This window comes from Kribbella sp. NBC_00482 (genome assembly GCF_036013725.1).
Taxonomy (GTDB): domain Bacteria; phylum Actinomycetota; class Actinomycetes; order Propionibacteriales; family Kribbellaceae; genus Kribbella.
On sequence record NZ_CP107881.1, the window covers coordinates 1803503 to 1819649 of the forward strand.

Annotated in this window: 19 protein-coding genes; 15 read left to right on the plus strand and 4 right to left on the minus strand. The window is 68.4% G+C overall.

What is annotated here, in order from left to right; all coding sequences use genetic code 11:
• Positions 1 to 63 precede the first annotated feature (63 nt).
• The 7 genes from tdh (at position 64) to OHB24_RS09085 (ending at position 5683) form a co-directional block, all read left to right on the plus strand.
• A complete protein-coding gene (gene tdh, locus OHB24_RS09055; RefSeq protein WP_327638502.1) occupies positions 64 to 1113 on the plus strand; it encodes an L-threonine 3-dehydrogenase in 1050 nt (349 codons plus the stop codon).
• Positions 1113 to 2297, plus strand: coding sequence for a glycine C-acetyltransferase (locus tag OHB24_RS09060; RefSeq protein WP_327638503.1), 1185 nt, complete (start codon positions 1113 to 1115; stop codon positions 2295 to 2297). Before tdh ends, OHB24_RS09060 begins: the two co-directional genes overlap by 1 nt.
• A 60-nt stretch (positions 2298 to 2357) precedes the next feature.
• Entirely contained in the window at positions 2358 to 2945 is a 588-nt protein-coding gene (locus tag OHB24_RS09065) for a hypothetical protein (RefSeq protein ID WP_327638504.1), read from the plus strand.
• A 38-nt stretch (positions 2946 to 2983) separates the two neighbouring features.
• Positions 2984 to 3268, plus strand: coding sequence for a ribbon-helix-helix protein, CopG family (locus OHB24_RS09070; protein WP_327638505.1), 285 nt, complete (start codon positions 2984 to 2986; stop codon positions 3266 to 3268).
• The gene (locus tag OHB24_RS09075; RefSeq protein WP_327638506.1) at positions 3268 to 3678 is read left to right on the plus strand and encodes a type II toxin-antitoxin system VapC family toxin; all 411 of its coding nucleotides are present in this window, start codon (positions 3268 to 3270) and stop codon (positions 3676 to 3678) included. Before OHB24_RS09070 ends, OHB24_RS09075 begins: the two co-directional genes overlap by 1 nt.
• Positions 3679 to 3710: 32 nt before the next feature.
• Positions 3711 to 4796, plus strand: a complete 1086-nt coding sequence (locus OHB24_RS09080; protein ID WP_327638507.1) for a winged helix DNA-binding domain-containing protein — start codon at positions 3711 to 3713, stop codon at positions 4794 to 4796.
• 62 nt (positions 4797 to 4858) lie between these two features.
• Positions 4859 to 5683: an aldo/keto reductase gene (locus OHB24_RS09085; protein ID WP_327638508.1), complete on the plus strand. Its 825-nt coding sequence runs from the start codon at positions 4859 to 4861 to the stop codon at positions 5681 to 5683.
• 6 nt (positions 5684 to 5689) lie between these two features.
• On the opposite strand, the gene OHB24_RS09090 is transcribed toward OHB24_RS09085, so the two are convergent.
• Positions 5690 to 6583 (minus strand): LysR family transcriptional regulator, encoded by an 894-nt coding sequence (locus tag OHB24_RS09090; protein ID WP_327638509.1) that lies wholly within the window; start codon positions 6581 to 6583, stop codon positions 5690 to 5692.
• Between the two features lie 98 nt (positions 6584 to 6681).
• Here OHB24_RS09090 and OHB24_RS09095 point away from each other — a divergent pair, with 98 nt between their 5' ends.
• A complete protein-coding gene (locus OHB24_RS09095) occupies positions 6682 to 6939 on the plus strand; it encodes a hypothetical protein (RefSeq protein WP_327638510.1) in 258 nt (85 codons plus the stop codon).
• Positions 6896 to 7795 (plus strand): LysR family transcriptional regulator, encoded by a 900-nt coding sequence (locus OHB24_RS09100; protein ID WP_327638511.1) that lies wholly within the window; start codon positions 6896 to 6898, stop codon positions 7793 to 7795. Before OHB24_RS09095 ends, OHB24_RS09100 begins: the two co-directional genes overlap by 44 nt.
• A gap of 6 nt (positions 7796 to 7801) precedes the next feature.
• On the opposite strand, the gene OHB24_RS09105 is transcribed toward OHB24_RS09100, so the two are convergent.
• Complete coding sequence (locus OHB24_RS09105; RefSeq protein ID WP_327638512.1) at positions 7802 to 8590, minus strand: SDR family NAD(P)-dependent oxidoreductase; 789 nt, start codon at positions 8588 to 8590, stop codon at positions 7802 to 7804.
• Between the two features lie 52 nt (positions 8591 to 8642).
• Between OHB24_RS09105 and OHB24_RS09110 the strand changes: the two genes are divergently transcribed.
• The 4 genes from OHB24_RS09110 (at position 8643) to OHB24_RS09125 (ending at position 12527) form a co-directional block, all read left to right on the plus strand.
• Positions 8643 to 9281 carry a pyrimidine 5'-nucleotidase gene (locus tag OHB24_RS09110; RefSeq protein ID WP_327638513.1) on the plus strand — a complete coding sequence of 213 codons (639 nt, stop codon included), beginning with the start codon at positions 8643 to 8645 and terminating at the stop codon, positions 9279 to 9281.
• A 94-nt stretch (positions 9282 to 9375) separates the two neighbouring features.
• A complete protein-coding gene (locus OHB24_RS09115; protein ID WP_327638514.1) occupies positions 9376 to 10074 on the plus strand; it encodes a FadR/GntR family transcriptional regulator in 699 nt (232 codons plus the stop codon).
• Positions 10071 to 10502: a GNAT family N-acetyltransferase gene (locus OHB24_RS09120; protein WP_327638515.1), complete on the plus strand. Its 432-nt coding sequence runs from the start codon at positions 10071 to 10073 to the stop codon at positions 10500 to 10502. Before OHB24_RS09115 ends, OHB24_RS09120 begins: the two co-directional genes overlap by 4 nt.
• 72 nt (positions 10503 to 10574) lie before the next feature.
• Positions 10575 to 12527, plus strand: coding sequence for a glycosyl hydrolase family 28-related protein (locus OHB24_RS09125; RefSeq protein ID WP_327638516.1), 1953 nt, complete (start codon positions 10575 to 10577; stop codon positions 12525 to 12527).
• Positions 12528 to 12548: 21 nt separating this feature from the next.
• Here OHB24_RS09125 and OHB24_RS09130 read toward each other — a convergent pair whose 3' ends face one another.
• Positions 12549 to 14090, minus strand: a complete 1542-nt coding sequence (locus tag OHB24_RS09130) for an MFS transporter (RefSeq protein ID WP_327638517.1) — start codon at positions 14088 to 14090, stop codon at positions 12549 to 12551.
• Between the two features lie 113 nt (positions 14091 to 14203).
• Between OHB24_RS09130 and OHB24_RS09135 the strand changes: the two genes are divergently transcribed.
• Together OHB24_RS09135 and OHB24_RS09140 are read left to right on the plus strand one after the other, a co-directional pair.
• A complete protein-coding gene (locus OHB24_RS09135) occupies positions 14204 to 14635 on the plus strand; it encodes a MarR family winged helix-turn-helix transcriptional regulator (protein WP_327638518.1) in 432 nt (143 codons plus the stop codon).
• A gap of 3 nt (positions 14636 to 14638) precedes the next feature.
• Positions 14639 to 15787: a pyridoxal phosphate-dependent aminotransferase gene (locus tag OHB24_RS09140; protein WP_327638519.1), complete on the plus strand. Its 1149-nt coding sequence runs from the start codon at positions 14639 to 14641 to the stop codon at positions 15785 to 15787.
• A 9-nt stretch (positions 15788 to 15796) separates the two neighbouring features.
• Here the strand turns inward: OHB24_RS09140 and OHB24_RS09145 are convergent, their stop codons facing one another.
• Positions 15797 to 16147 (minus strand): ArsC/Spx/MgsR family protein, encoded by a 351-nt coding sequence (locus OHB24_RS09145; protein ID WP_327638520.1) that lies wholly within the window; start codon positions 16145 to 16147, stop codon positions 15797 to 15799.

Sequence of the window (16147 nt, forward strand, 5' to 3'; positions counted from 1 at the left end):
CTGCAAAGGCTGTGTACGACGTGTCGATGGACGGCGATGGTTGCCCGGGACGACGATGTGGGCATGAAGGCGCTTGTGAAGGCCGAGGCAAAGCCCGGTCTGTGGTTGCAGGAGGTCCCCGAGCCGAAGATCGAGGCCGACGAGGTCCTGATCAAGGTGCTCCGCACCGGGTTGTGCGGCACCGATCTGCACATCCAGAGCTGGGACCACTGGGCGCAGAAGAACGTCCCGGTGCCGATGGTGACCGGGCACGAGTTCTGCGGTGAGGTGGTCGAGGTCGGCGTCGGCGTCCGTGACGTCGCGGTCGGCGACCTGGTCAGCGGCGAGGGACACCTGGTGTGCGGCCGCTGCCGCAACTGCCGGGCCGGCCGCCGCCATCTGTGCATCAAGACGCGCGGCCTCGGCGTCCACGTGCCGGGTGCGTTCGCGGAGTACGTCGCTCTGCCGGCCATGAACGCGTGGGTCCACAAGGACCAGGTGGACCTCGACGTCGCCGCGATCTTCGACCCGTTCGGCAACGCCGTACACACGGCCTTGTCCTTCCCGCTGGTCGGCGAGGACGTGCTGATCACCGGCGCCGGCCCGATCGGGGTGATGGCCGCGGCGGTCGCGCTGCACGCCGGAGCGCGGAACGTGGTGATCACCGACCTCTCGGAGTACCGCCTCGACCTGGCCCGGAAGATCGGCGTGACCCGCGCGGTGAACGTCGCCGACGAGACGATCGCGCAGGCGCAGCAGAGTCTCGGGATGCGCGAGGGGTTCGACGTCGGGATGGAGATGTCCGGGCAGCCGGCCGCGCTGCGGGACATGCTCGCGAACATGACGCACGGCGGGAAGATCGCGATGCTCGGGCTGCCGTCGGACGAGATCGCGATCGACTGGGGCACCGTGGTGCTCAACATGCTGACCATCAAGGGCATCTACGGCCGGGAGATGTTCGAGACCTGGTACTCGATGTCGGTGATGCTGGAGCGCGGCCTGGACCTGACGCCGGTGATCACCCACCGGTTCGGGTACGCCGACTTCGAGCGTGCCTTCGACGTGGCGCGCCAGGGGCAGTGCGGCAAGGTGATCATGGACTGGACGGCTGAGACGCTGGAGGAGAAGCACTGATGTTCGGGCGGATGCGGGACGACCTCACGACCACGATCGGCGAGATCCGGGATGCCGGGCTCTACAAGTCCGAGCGGGTGATCACCTCACCCCAGCAGTCCTTGATCTCGGTGGCCTCAGGCATCGAGGTGCTGAACTTCTGCGCGAACAACTACCTCGGCCTGGCCGACCACCCCGAGGTGATCGCCGCGGCCCGGGACGCCTTGGACCGTTGGGGTTTCGGCATGGCGTCGGTGCGCTTCATCTGCGGCACGCAGGCGATCCACAAGGACCTTGAAGGTGCCCTGAGCAACTTCCTGGGGACCGAGGACACGATCCTCTACAGCTCCTGCTTCGACGCGAACGGCGGCCTCTTCGAGACGCTGCTCGGCGCGGAGGACGCAATCATCTCCGACGAGCTGAACCACGCCAGCATCATCGACGGCGTCCGGCTCTCGAAGGCGAAGCGATACCGCTACAAGAACCGCGACATGGCCGACCTCGAGGCCCAACTGAAGGACGCCGCCGACGCGCGGTACCGGCTGATCGCCACCGACGGCGTGTTCTCGATGGACGGGTACGTCGCCCCGCTCGACGAGATCTGCGACCTGGCGGAGCGGTACGACGCCCTGGTGATGGTCGACGACTCGCACGCGGTCGGTTTCGTCGGACCGGACGGCGCCGGCACCCCGTCCCTGTTCGGCGTGAAGGACCGCGTCGACATCGTCACCGGCACGCTCGGCAAGGCGCTCGGCGGCGCGTCCGGCGGTTACGTGTCCGCCCGCCGCGAGATCGTCGAATTGCTCCGCCAGCGTTCCCGCCCGTACCTGTTCTCGAACTCGCTGGCGCCGTCCGTGACCGCCGCCTCGCTGAAGGCGCTGGAGCTGATCGGCACCTCGAGCGACCTGCGCGACAAGCTCGCCGCCAACACCGCACTCTTCCGCGCCAAGATGACCGAGGCCGGCTTCGACGTACTGCCCGGCGACCACCCGATCTCCCCGGTGATGATCGGCGACGCCGCCGAGGCCGGCCGCCTGGCCGACAAACTCCTCGACCTCGGCATCTACGTCATCGGCTTCTCGTACCCCGTCGTACCCCATGGCAAGGCCCGCATCCGGGTCCAGCTCTCCGCGGCCCACTCCACCGAGGATGTGGAGCGCGCCATCGCTGCCTTCGCCGAGGCTCGCGCCGCCCTGGCGGGGTAGTTCGTCCGGTCGGGCCGGACGCCGCTAGGGTTGTCCGGTTCGCACTGGGTGAGGAGCTTTATGCGCCAGATGCTGGCCGTTGTCGGAGTACTGGGTTTGGCGTGTGTTGCCGGGTGCGGGGCGGACGGTGGACCGGTCGCTACGGCGCCGTCGCCTGCCTCCTCGAGTGCGCCGCCGGTGACTCCTCCGTCGGAACCGGCTGAGGCGTATGCGCCGTCGCCGGCGCGGAGCATTCCGGTCGCCCGGACGAACCCGTCGATGCTGAGTCTTTCTGCTGCGGGGACGAAGTACCTGCAGATCACCCGGCCGTACAACGTCGCGCTCGAGCGGTTCGAGAAGGCGGCCAACGAGAACATGTCGCTGACGACCCTGCAGGCCAGGGCCAAGGCGGTGGCCGCGGCGAACCTGGCCGAGTCCGGCGCGTTGAGGTCGGTCGTCTGGCCCGCCAAGGTCTCGACGCAGATGCGCGCGCTGGCGAAGACAGACGCCGCCGCCCGACCGCACTGGCTCCTGGCCGCAACGGCCGGCACCAAGTCCGAGCTGGCCGACCACGTCCAACGCGCCACAGCCGCCGGCGCCAAGTCCCCGTCACCCCAGATCCGCCAACTCCTCAGCCTCCCCAAGTACAACGAGAACGACTACAGCTGACGGTACCATCGACGGTACCGCCGTGGTACCGTCGATGCATGGCCATGAACCTGCGACTCCCGTCCGAAGTGGCAACAGCCCTTCAGGCCGAGGCAGCGCGCACCGGGCGATCCCAGCAGGAGATCGTGCGGGACGCCCTCGGCCGGCATCTGCACCTGATCGACCATGAGGCGATGGAGGCTCTGATCACCGATCGCGACCGTGCGCGGGTGGCGGGCGTCGTGCAGCCCGCGCGGGTCGGCTATCGGAAGGTGAAGCCGCGGCTTCGACTGCCGAAGGGAACCACCAGCCTTGACCTGCTCGGTCGGGACGACCGCTTCTGATGCGGGTCTACTTCGATAGCAGCGCGCTGATCAAGCGAGTCGTCGCCGAGGACGAATCGGACGACCTGGTGGATTTCCTCGACGCCCACTACGAGCAGGGCGATGTGCTCGCCTCGTCCTCGCTCGCATGGGTCGAGGTCTCGCGCGTCGTCCTCGCGCGAGTGCGGACGCCTGCCGACGCAGGTGAGCTGATCGACGGCGCGATGTCCGGGATCGACGAGCGCCAGCTGACGGCCGAGGTCGTCAGCGTCGCCCGGCGGATCGAGCCACTCATCCTGCGCAGCCTCGACGCACTGCATCTCGCAACGGCGGTGCTGATCGACGCCGACCTCGTTGTCACGTACGACGAACGCCTCGCAGACGCGTGCCGCCGCAACGCACTCGCGGTCGCGTCGCCGGGTCGCCGCTGACATTTGTCGGTGCGGCCGGGCAGGATGCGTGCATGGTGGTGATGAGTGGGCGGGCGGTCAATCGGGCGACGTTGGCGCGGCAGGTTCTGCTGGGTCGGGAACCGGTGCCGGCTGTTGATGTGGTCGGGCGGTTGGTGGGGATGCAGGGGCAGGAGGCCAAGCATCCGTACGTCGGGTTGTGGTCGCGGATCGACGGGTTCGCGGAGTCCGAGCTGGATCAGGCGGTCCGGGAGCACGACGTCGTACGGGGAACGCTGTTCCGGGGGACGTTGCATCTGGTGACTGCGGCGGACTACCTGCGGTTCCGGATGACTGTGGCGCCGGTGCTCGAGGCGGGGTTGAAGGTGTTGGGGGAACGCGGCGCGGGGCTGGAGCCGGACAAGGTGGTGGCCGCGGCGAAGAAGTTGCTGGCGAAGGAGCCGTTGACGTTCACCGAGGTGCGCGACGCGCTGCAGCAGCAGTTCCCTGACGTGAACGAGCGGGCGCTCGGATTCTGTACCAGGATGCTGGTGCCGTTGGTGGTCTACCCAACGGACGTCCGCTGGTCCTGGACGGCGAACTCCCGATTCACGCCGGCCGAGGAGTGGATCGGGAAGAAGCTCCATCAGCGTTCGGAGACCAAGGAGTTGGTCACCCGCTACCTGCAGGCGTTCGGTCCCGCCACGCCGGCGGACTTCCAGACCTGGTCCGGTTTGCAGAAGGCGAAGCCGTTGTTCGACGAACTGGAGCTCGAGACGTTCACGGACGAGGCCGGCAAGACGCTGTACGACGTACCGGATGCGCCTCGCCCCGATGCAGACACACCGGCGCCGGTGCGCTTCCTGCCGGAGTTCGACAACGTGCTGCTGTCGCATGCGAAACGGGAGCGGATCATCGCCGACGAGCACAAGCCGGCCGTGTTCACGAAGAACCTCCGGGTCAAGGCGACGTACACCGTCGACGGCCTGGTCGCCGGGCTGTGGACGACCGAGAAGAAGCGCGGTGTGGCCACTCTCACGCTCACTCCGTTCGGCAAGACGTTGAAGAAGACGCAGGCGGAGCTGGAGCGGGAGGGCGACGGGCTGCTCCGGTTCCTGGAGCCCGATGCCAAGTCCTACGAATTGGTTACTACCGGTTAATGAGGTTGTTGTCACACGTCGGATGACTGGGCCAGCAACCCTTTGCCGGGTGGAATGGGTAGATGAACACAGTCCCCTCCATCACTCTGGACAACGGCGTCGAGATCCCGCAGCTGGGCCTGGGGGTCTGGCAGGTCGAGGACTCGATCGTCACCGATGTCGTGGCGTCGGCGTTCGAGACCGGCTACCGGCACATCGACACCGCAGCGATCTACGGCAACGAGACCGGCGTCGGCCGGGCGATCGCGGCGTCGGGCCTCCCGCGTGACGATCTGTTCATCACCACCAAGCTGTGGAACTCCGAGCAGGGGTACGACAGCACGCTGAAGGCCTTCGACGCGAGCCTGGAAAAGCTCGGCCTCGAGTACGTCGACCTGTACCTGATCCACTGGCAGTCGCTGCAGCGGGACCTGTACATCGACACCTGGAAGGCGTTCGAGCAGCTGTACGCCGACAAGCGGGTGCGCGCGATCGGCGTCTCGAACTTCCACGAGCCCGCGCTGCGACGGATCTTCGAGGAGACCACGATCCGGCCCGCGGTGAACCAGATCGAGCTGCACCCGGCGCTGCCGCAGGACGAGCTGCGCGCGTTCAACGCCGAGAACGACATCGTCACCCAGGCATGGAGCCCGCTGGCGTCCGGCGAACTGCTGGCGAACCCGGCGCTCGCGACGATCGGTGCGAAGTACGGCAAGTCGGCGGCCCAGGTGATGATCCGCTGGCACCTGCAGCTCGGCAACGTGGTGATCCCCAAGACCGTCACGCCGAGCCGGATCAAGGAGAACTTCGAGGTCTTCGACTTCCGCCTCGACAACGACGACATGGCCGCGATCGCGGACCTGGAGACCGGCGTCCGCACCGGCGGCGACCCCGACGTCTTCGGCTGAACCGGTCTACACGAGGTCGAGGAAGCGCGCCAGGACGGGCGAGCGGTTGTCCGGGGACCAGGCTACGGAGAGTTGCCACGGTGGTAGGTCGTCGGACAACTCGCGGTAGACGACCGTGTCGGGGTTGGACGGCGGCGTCGGGCTGATCACCAGTGAGATCCCGAGGCCGGCCGCGACCAGCGACACGATCGTCTGTACGTCGGCTGCCTCCTGCTCGATCCGCGGTGTGAACCCGGCCTCCCGGCAGTACCCGACGATCGTGTCGTGCACCGCCGGCCCGCTCGGCCGCGAGTAGAACACGAACGGCTCCTCGGCCAGCTCGGCCAGCCGCAGCCGTTTCCGCCGAGCCAGCCGATGCCCGGCCGGCAGTACAGCCACCAACGAGTCCTCAGCAACCACGCGCGACGTCAGCTTGGGCGCGAGCTGTACGACGACACTCGCACCGGCCGGTGTGCTGGGCCGGAGCAGCCCGACGTCGATCCGCCCGTCCCGCAGGGCCTCGGTCTGCCGCAACGTCGTCCACGACTCCAGGTCCAGCACTACCTCGGGATATGTCTGCCGGAAGGTGCCCAGCAGCCGCGGCAGCGCGTCGAACGTTGCCGACTGCACGAATCGCAGCCGCAATGTCCCGAGCTCACCACGCTGCGTCCGTTGCGCGGTGCGAACCGCCTCGTCCGACCGCCGCAGCAGGTCCTGTGCGTCGGCGAGGAACGCCGCGCCCGCGGCCGTCAGCACGAACCGGCGCTTCACGCGGGCGAACAGCTCGACACCCAGATCGCGCTCGAGCGATGCGATCTGGCGGCTCAGTGACGGCTGGGTCAGGTGCAGCCGCGTGGCCGCACGCCCGACGTTCATCTCCTCCGCCACCACCACGAACGACCTGAGCTGACGCAGTTCCATACCGACATCATGCACCAGGCACATCAACTCCGCCCAGAACTTTCATTGGACGTATCAAGGCACGGATTCCTACAGTCGAAGGGTCGAAAGGAACCACCGTGCAATACATCCCGTTCTCGATGATCAAATCGATCCACGAGCAGAACTACTCTGCAATGCCGGACGCCCCGCTGCGTCCCTATGTCCCGAGACGCCACCCGATCCGTGACGCCGTACGCCGGTGGCGCGAGAGCCGTACGCCGAACCGTCCGGCCGTCGAACTGAAACTGATCCCGGGCGAGCTCGACGCCGACCTGTGCCAAGCTGAGCTTCGTGATCGAGGTACGACGCCTGCGGGTGTTGCGCGCGCTTGCTGACCACGGGACTGTGACCGCGGCCGCCGAGGTGCTCCATCTGACGCCCTCGGCGGTCTCGCAGCAATTGGCAGCCCTGGAGTCCGAGGTCGGCCAGGAACTGCTCGAACGCCGCGGCCGCCGGGTCGCGATCACCTCGGCCGGCCGACTGCTCCTCGCCCATGCCGACACCATCCTCGCCGAGGTCGAACGCGCCGAGGACGCGATGCGGCTGCACGCGAACGGCGCGAACGGCGAGGTCCGCGTCGTCGCCTTCGCGACCGCGATCACCCTGCTGGTCGCACCGGCGCTGACCAGGCTCCGCGAGACCAGCCCCGGCCTCACCCTCGTCGTCCGCGACGCCGAGGGCCACCAGGGCATGACTCATCTGCTCGACGGCGACGCCGACCTCGCGATCGCCGTCGAGCACCGCGGCTCCCCGCGACCCGACGACCAGCGCTTGGTCCGGATCCCGTTGTACGCCGAGCCGTTCGTCGCCGTCCTGCCGCCGACGCACCCGGGCGCGGACCACGACACGATCGAGCTGGGCATGCTCGCGAACGACGACTGGGTGATGACCGGGCCCGGCAACCCGATCCGCGACGTCGTACTGCTCGCCTGTGAGCAGGCCGGTTTCCAGCCGCGGATCGTCCACCAGTCCGACGACTTCCGCGCCGTTGCAGCCCTCGTCGCAGGCGGTGGCGGCGTCTCGCTCGTCCCACGCCTCGCCGTACCCGAGCCGACCCTCGCCCTCATCCGCCCACTGGCGGACCCCGCGCCGACCCGCCGCGTGTACGCCGCCGTCCGCAACAGCCGCGCCGATCACCCCTTGATCACCGCCACCCTCGCCATCCTCACCGAGGTCGCGGAGAAGCTGTGACGCGGGTCAGCTTCGTCGAGCGATCGACGAAGCGGGACGGCGACCGTCCAGGCCCACGGTCGACACGCGTGAAATGAGCGCTCGGGGCGTGAAGCGGGCGGCGATCATCAGGAGCTTGTAGCGGCGGCTCGGGATCGAGATCGCCTTGCCCCGCAGCAGATCCTTCCAGGCCGCGGCGACCAGCTCGTCCGCGTCCAGCCACATGAACGACGGGATGATCGTCTTGTCCATCCCCATCCGCTCGTGGAACTCGGTGTGTACGAACCCCGGGCACAACGCCATCACCGCGACCCCCTGCGCGTGCAGTCCGGTCGACAGCCCGGCGGAGAAGCTCGTCACCCAGGCCTTGTGCGCGCTGTAGATGTTGCGCTGCAGGAACCCGGCCACCGAGGACACGTTGATCACCGCACCGGAGCCGCGCTCGATCATCGGAAGTACGGCGGCATGCGTGAGCCGCAGTACGACGCGAACCAGCAGATCGAGCTGCTTCTCCTCGACCTCGACCGGGTTCTCCCAGAACGGCTTCTTCTGCCCGAAGCCGGCGTTGTTCACCACCAGCTCGATCGGCCCGGTCCGGAACCGCTCCTCGACGCGCGCCAGATCGGCGGTGTCGGTCAGGTCAGCGGCCAGCACCTCGCACTCGACACCGTGCAGCCGCGTGATGTCGGCGGCAACCTCTTTGAGGCGCGCCTCGTCCCGCGACACCAGCACCAGGTCGTAGCCCTCGAGCGCAAGCTTGTCCGCGAACGCCCGGCCGATCCCGGTCGCCGGCCCGGTGACGAGCGCAGTCGGCATCGTGCAGTCCTCCCGTCGGTGACGCACCCAGTGTGTCACCTACCCTGATCAGGTGCTCGCGGACATCGACACCTGGGTTCTGGACCTCGACAACACCTTGTACCCCGCCGACGTCGGACTGGCCGACCAGATGAACCTCCGGATCCGGGCGTACCTCGCCAACCTGTTCGGCACCGACGAGGCCGAGGCCCTTCGGTTGCAGGCACAGCTCGTCGCCGAGCACGGGACGACACTGCGCGGCCTGATGAACACCCGGTCGATCGACCCGCACGACTACCTCGCGTGGGAGCACACGATCGACTACGAGGTACTTCGTCCCGATCCGGTGCTGGCGGAGATCCTCGCCGGGTTGCCGGGGCGGCGGTACCTGTACACGAACGGCTCGGCGTACCACGCGGAGCAGGTGCTCGGGCGTCTCGGACTGACCGAGTGCATCGACGGCGTCTTCGACATCCTCGCCGCGGACCTGGTCCCGAAGCCGTACGACGAGAGCCTGGACGCGTTCCTGGCGTCGTTCGGGATCGACGCGGCGCGGGCTGCGATGTTCGACGATCTCGAGGTGAACCTGACCGGGCCGCACGCGCGTGGGATGACGACGGTCTGGGTGACCGCCGGCACGCCGTACGAGCAGCTCGCGACCCGGCGCTGGCGGGCGGCCGACCTGCCCGGGTTCTTCCGAGCAAACATCTGATGAATCGCCGTTAAAGTCATGGGGGGCAGGCTGAGCATGGACAGATGTGACCAGAAGTGGTCTGAGGACTTACGCTTCGGGAGGAGGTGAGGGGATGGCTGCTACGGACAAGGCCCTGGCCGGGTTGCGGCAGATGATCGCGTCCGGGGAGCTCGGGCCGGGGGCGAAGTTCCCGCCGGAGCCCGAGTTGTGCGACGACCTGGGCGTGTCCCGGAGCTCGCTGCGGGAGGCCGTGCGGTCGCTCGGCGCGCTCGGGGTGATCGAGTCCCGGCACGGCTCGGGCACGTATGTCTCCGCGCTGGACCCGGCCGCGATCATCGGCAGGTTCTCGCTGTCGGTCGAGCTGATTCCGCTCGAAGGGGTGCTCGAACTGCTGGAGGTACGCCGGGTGCTCGAGGCGCACGCGACCGCCGCCGCGGCCGCCCGCCAGGACCCGGAGCTCGCAGCGCGACTGAGCGCGGTCCTCGACCAACTCGAGTCGACCACCGACGCGACCGAGATCCAGCACCTGGACGCCGAGTTCCACGGCCTGATCTGCGCGGCCGGCGGCAACCCGACCGTCACCGCGCTCACCGGCGTGATCCGCGGCCGCGGCGGCCACTACCGGATCTTCGAGCCCGGCGCCGACTTCGACGCGATCAAGCGGACCAGCGACCGCGGCCACCGCGCGATCCTGGCCGCGATCACCACCCGCGACCCCGCGGCCGCGGCCACCGCCGCGTCCGCCCACATCGCCCAGACCGAACTCTGGCTGCGCGCCCTCCGCCCCGTCCCGCAACCGGCGCTGCCATGAGGTGGACCCTGCGGCCCGCGACGGCGAACGACCTCGAGGACCTCGTCGAGCTCCGGGCCGTCGCCATGCGCCCGGACCTCGAACGCCTCGGGCGGTACGACGACCATCGCGTCCGGCAGCGCCTGCGGGACGCCTACGCACCCGAGCACACCCGGATCATCGAGGTCGACGGCGAGTTCGCCGGATCCATCAGCATGCGGCCGGCCGAGGACCGCCAGTGGCTCGAGCATTTCTACCTCGCCCCGCAGCACCAGGGTCGTGGGGTTGGTTCCGCCGTACTGCGCTCCGTCCTGGACGAAGCCCGCGACACGACCGTCGCGTTGAATGTCCTGCAGGGCAGTCCGGCCCGGAAGCTGTACGAGCGCCACGGCTTCGTCACCGAGGCCGAGGATCCGGTCGACGTCTTCATGGTTCGTAAATTTCTCTGACCTGTCGAGATCTTGCGCACTGCTCGTCGGGTGCATAACCTCCAGACACTTCGTCCGGGAGGGGATCCGCCGATGTCCCGTTCGCACTTGATCGCGGTCGCCGTGACGACCGCGCTCCTCGGTGCCGTACTCACATCCCAACCAGCCGCCGCGGACCCCGCGCCGCGCATCACGCGTGCGGGGCTCGATCCCGCACTGGTGACCGGCCGCGGCGCCGCCGTACCGTTCGTCGAGCAGGAGGCGGAGAACGCCGTCTTCACCGGCGAGCAGCTCGGCCCCGGGCGGGAGGCGTACACGCTCCCGGCCGAGGCTTCCGGGCGGACCGCCGTACGGCTGCAGCCCAAGCAGTACGTCGAATTCACGCTGACGCAGCCCGCGAACGCGTTCACGTTGCGGTACAGCATCCCGGACGCTCCGGCCGGCGGCGGGATCACCGCGCCGCTCGACGTGACCGTCAACGGGAAGCACCGGCGGACGATGACGCTGACGTCGCAGTACGCCTGGCTCTACGGCATGTATCCGTTCTCCAACGACCCGAACGTCGACCCGACCCCGGGCTGGTGGAAGCCGGAACCGGACCCGGTCGCCAAGCCGTTCCGGCCGAACCACTTCTACGACGAGCAGCGGGTGATGCTCGACCGGACGTACCAGGCCGGCTCGCGCGTTCGGTTCGCGGTGCCTCGTGCGACGGCCGCGGCGTGGACCGTGCTCGACGTCGCGGACTTCGAACTGGTTGCGGCGCCGCTCAAGCAACCTAGTCGCTCATTGGACGTGCGGTTGTTCGGCGCGGACCCGACCGGGCGGCGGGACGCCGCGCCCGCGATCGAGCGCACGATCGCGGCCGCGCAGCGGATCGGCTGGTCGGTGTTCATCCCCGCGGGCACGTTCCAGGTGAACCGGCACATCGTCGTCGACCGGGTGACGATCCGTGGTGCCGGCAACTGGTGGACGATCATCAAGGGCAAGGTGCTCCCGCTGGCCGAACACGCGCCGGACAAGTCGGTGCACAGCGCACCTGGCTTCTACGGCAAGTACGCCGCCGACGGCGGGAGTACCGGCGTACATCTGTCGGACTTCGCGATCGAGAGTGATGTCCGCGAACGCATCGACACCGACCAGGTGAACGGCATCGGCGGCGCGATCGGCGGCGGCTCCACGATCGCGAACCTGTATCTGCATCACACCAAGGTCGGCATCTGGCTCGACGGACCGATGGACGGCCTGCTGATCCGCAACAACGTCATCACCGATGCCGTTGCTGACGGCATCAATCTGCACCTCGGCGTCTCGAACGTCCGGGCCACCAACAACTTCGTCCGCAACAGCGGCGACGACGGGCTGGCGATGTGGTCGGAGGCGAACCCGGCCGGCTTGGTCAATCACGACAACGTCTACGACCACAACACCGTCCAGACACCCGTACTCGCGAACAACATCGCGATCTACGGCGGCCGCGACAACGCGGTCACCGACAACCTGGTCGCCGACCCGATCCGCGAGGGCAGCACGTTGCACGCCGGCTCGCGGTTCAACGCCACACCGTTCGAGGGCAGGCTGACGTTCGCGCGGAACACCACGGTCCGCGGCGGTCCGCGCGATCTCAACTGGAACATCGGCCTCGGCGCGATCTGGCTGTACGCGTTGCAGTCCACGATGTCCGCAACGTTCGAGATCACCGACAGCTCGTTCCTGGACTCGACGTACAACGCGATGATGTTCGTCGTCGACTGGCCGGTGAAGGACGACTACGCGATCACGGGAGTCGCCGTACGCAACATCAAGGTCGACGGCACCGGGACCAACGTCGTGAACGCCCGGGTCGGCGGCTGGGCGACCTTCGAGAACGTCGACGCCCGCAACGTCGGAGCCCCGTTCGTCAACAACTGCGGCACGTTCCACTTCGACGGCCCGCCGGAGTTCGACGTACGACTCCTCGGCGGCAACGACGGCGGCTGGACCAGCGCGACGTGGTGCGAGGACCGCCCCGCCGTCGTCCCGCCACCGCCGCCGTCACCCTGGGGTTGACGGTTCCCCAGGCCATCACAATCAGCCGATGCCGGCGCGCTCAGGCGTAGTCGCTTCCTGATCCGGCGATTGTGATGGCGTGGGGATCCGGAACGCGAGCACGAGAACCACAGCGCCGACCAACACGATGCCTGCACCAACCAGAGCCGCGATATGCATGGCGTGGATGAAGGCGTCGTTCGCGGCCGTCACCAACTCCGGTCGACCGAGCCTCGCCGCCGCGTGCCGGGTCGCCTCGGCCGACGTACCGGCGGCGTCCGGGAGTCCGGCCAGCGTCGGCGCGATCCGGTGCTGGTACGTCGACGAGACGATCGTGCCGAGAATGGCGACCCCGAGCACGCTGCCGACCTGGCGAAGGACGTTGTTGACCGCTGATCCGGCGCCCATGCGATCCAGCGGGAGGGTCGCCAGTACGGCGGTTGTGGTGGGGGCAGTCGTCATACCGATGGACAGACCGACGAGCGCACCGATCACGCCGACCCACACCAGCGGGGTGTCGACGTCGTAGACCAGGTTCAGCCCGGAGCAGGCGGCCAGCGCGAAGACCGCCGTACCCGAGACCTTGGCGACCCCGAACCGGGCAGCCAGCCGGACACCTACTTGCGAGCCGACGATGACACCCATTGCGGCGGGCAACGACATCAGGCCGGCCGACAGCGCGCTCATCCCGCGAGCGCCCTGCAGGTAGAACGCGAGGTAGAAGCTCTGGCCGGTGAGCAGGAGGAAGACGACCGCGAGAGCGAAGTTGCCGGCTGCGAACCGGCGGTTGCGGAACAGGCGCGGGTCGAAGCTCGGCTCGCGTTCCCGCCACTCGGAGAGGATGAACCCGGCGAGCAGGACGAGTCCGGCCGCGATGCTGGCCCAGACCTGCCAGCGGTCCCAGCCGCCCTGGTGGCCGCCTTCGATCAGTCCGTACGAGAGGCCGAGCAGGCCGAGGGTGGACAGGCCGAGGCCGAGCGGGTCCAGCCGACGACGCTGCGGGCTCCGCGGATTCGGCAGGACGAGCGCGGCGCCGATCAGGCCGAACGCGACGATCGGCAGGTTGATGGTGAAGACCGAGCCCCACCAGAAGTGATCGATCAGCAGGCCGCCGAGCACCGGTCCGACGGCGACCCCGACGCCGGCCGACGAGCCCCAGATCGCGATCGCGCCGGCTCGGCGTTCCGGCGGGAACGTCCAGCCGATGATCGCCATCGACGGCGGCATGATCAGCGCACCACCGAGACCCATCGCCGCGCGGGCCAGGATGAGCGCCGCCGGGTCGGTGGCCCAGGCAGCCCAGGCCGAGGCGCCGCCGAAGATCAGCAGACCGAGCATCAGGACGGTCCGATGTCCGTACCGGTCGCCGAGGGCGCCGGCCAGGAACAGCGCGGTCGCGAAGAGCAACGAATAGATGCCGACGGCCCACTGCAGCTGGCCGGGCGTGGCGCCGAGGCCCTGCACGGGGTCGGCGAGACGTTCGAGAGCGATACCGAGGACGGTCGAGTCGATCCAGATCAGGACGGCCGAGACGACCAGGATGGCAAGAATGCGGCGTTGCCGCCGGGGGTCGATCGTAGACACGAAGTCTCCTATAATTGTCAGGACCCTGACGAGGTCTTGATCATCCTCGATTGACAGGAACCTGTCAATCTCCTTTTCGTGTCTCCGCACGCGGACCCGGCAGAATGGGGAGCATGGACCCCTACCAGGACGACGGCTGCGTGACGTTTCTCGTCCGGCACGCCTGGCTGAGCATGCGCTCGGCCCTCGCAGTGGCGCTCGACGAGCACGGGCTGTCGGTGCAGCAGTACGGGACACTGCTCTGCGTGCGGGAGGATCCGGGCCTGACCATCGCCGACGTCGGCCGGGTCGTCGGCACCACCCGGCAGTCCGCCAACGAGCTGATCACCGGGATGGAGCGGGCCGGCCTGATCGAGCGCCGGCCGAACCCGAAGGATCGCCGTACCCAGCAGGTCCACCTGACCGCCGGCGGCGCCCAGCGGCTGGCCGAGGCGACCCCGGCGATCCGCAAGCTCGAGGAAGAACTCGAGGCCGAGTTCAGCAAGACCGACCGCGCCACGGCGCGAGCCTGGCTTGCACACATGGTCACGACGATCGAGGGTTAGCGGATGCGCGCACACGCTGAGCGGTTGGATGGGCTGGGTACGACGATCTTCGCCGAGATGTCCGCACTCGCGGTGGCGACCGGATCGGTGAATCTCGGCCAGGGCTTCCCGGATCGCGACGGGCCGGACTCACTGCTCGAGGACGCGATCGCGGCGATCCGGGCCGGCGCCAACCAGTACCCGCCGGGCCGCGGCGTGCCCGCGCTGCGTCAGGCGATCGTCGACCACCAGAAGCGGTTCTACGACCTCTCCTACGACCCGGACACGGAGGTCCTGGTCACCACCGGTGCAACCGAGGCGATCGCGGCCGCGCTGCTCGCGTTCGTCGAGCCCGGTGACGAAGTGATCGCGCTGGAGCCGTACTACGACTCGTACGCGGCCGGGATCGCCTTCGCCGGCGGGCGCCGCGTACCCGTGACGCTGCGCGCCCCGTCGTACCGGCTGGACCTCGACGAACTGCGCGCCGCCGTCACGCCGCGGACGAAGGTGCTGCTGATCAACTCACCGCACAACCCGACCGGGACCGTCCTCGACGACGAGGAACTGCGCGGCATCCGCGACGTCGCCCTCGAACACGACCTGATCGTCATCACGGACGAGGTCTACGAACACCTGGTGTACGACGGCACGCACCGGCCGCTCGCGACCTACGAGGGGATGGCGGACCGGACCGTCTCGATCAGCAGCGCCGGGAAGACGTTCGCGGTCACCGGATGGAAGATCGGATGGGTCACCGGATCGCCCTCAGTGGTGACGGCGGTGACCACCGCCAAGCAGTTCCTCACCTTCACGTCCGGCGCGCCCTTCCAGCCGGCCGTCGCGAATGCCCTTGCCCTGGGCAACGACTACTACGACGCCCTGCGCGCCGACCTCCAGTCCCGCCGCGACCTCCTGGCCAGCGGCCTGACCGACCTCGGCTTCGACGTCCACCTCCCCGCCGCCACCTACTTCATCACCACCGACATCCGCCCCCTGGGCCACACCGACGGCATCGACTTCTGCCGAATGCTCCCCCAACGAGCCGGCGTAGTAGCCATCCCCCACCAAGTCTTCTACGACAACCCCGAACCAGGCCGCCCCTTGGTCCGCTGGGCCTTCTGCAAACAACCCGAAGTCCTCCAAGAAGCCCTAACCCGCCTCCAGAAACTCTGACAGGCAGGTTTATGGGAGGAACTTGGTGAGGGTTTCGGGGTTGCGGGCTATGGCTGTGGTGTTGTCGTCGGCGGTGATGATGGGGCGTTGGATGAGGATGGGGTTGGTGGCCATTGCCTCGATCCAGTCGGGGCGGTGGGCTTCGTCGCGTGGGAGGTCGCGGAGGGGCTTGGCGGTGGGTTCGTTGTGGCGGACGACGTCCCAGGGTTCGAGGTTGAGGCGGGTGAGGACGGCGGTCAGTTCTTCGACGGTGGGTGGTTCGTCGAGGTAGCGCCGTACGGTGTAGTCGATGCCGGCCTCGTCGAACGCCTTGGTGGCGGCTCGGCATTTCGAGCAGGCGGGATTGATCCAGATCTCCAC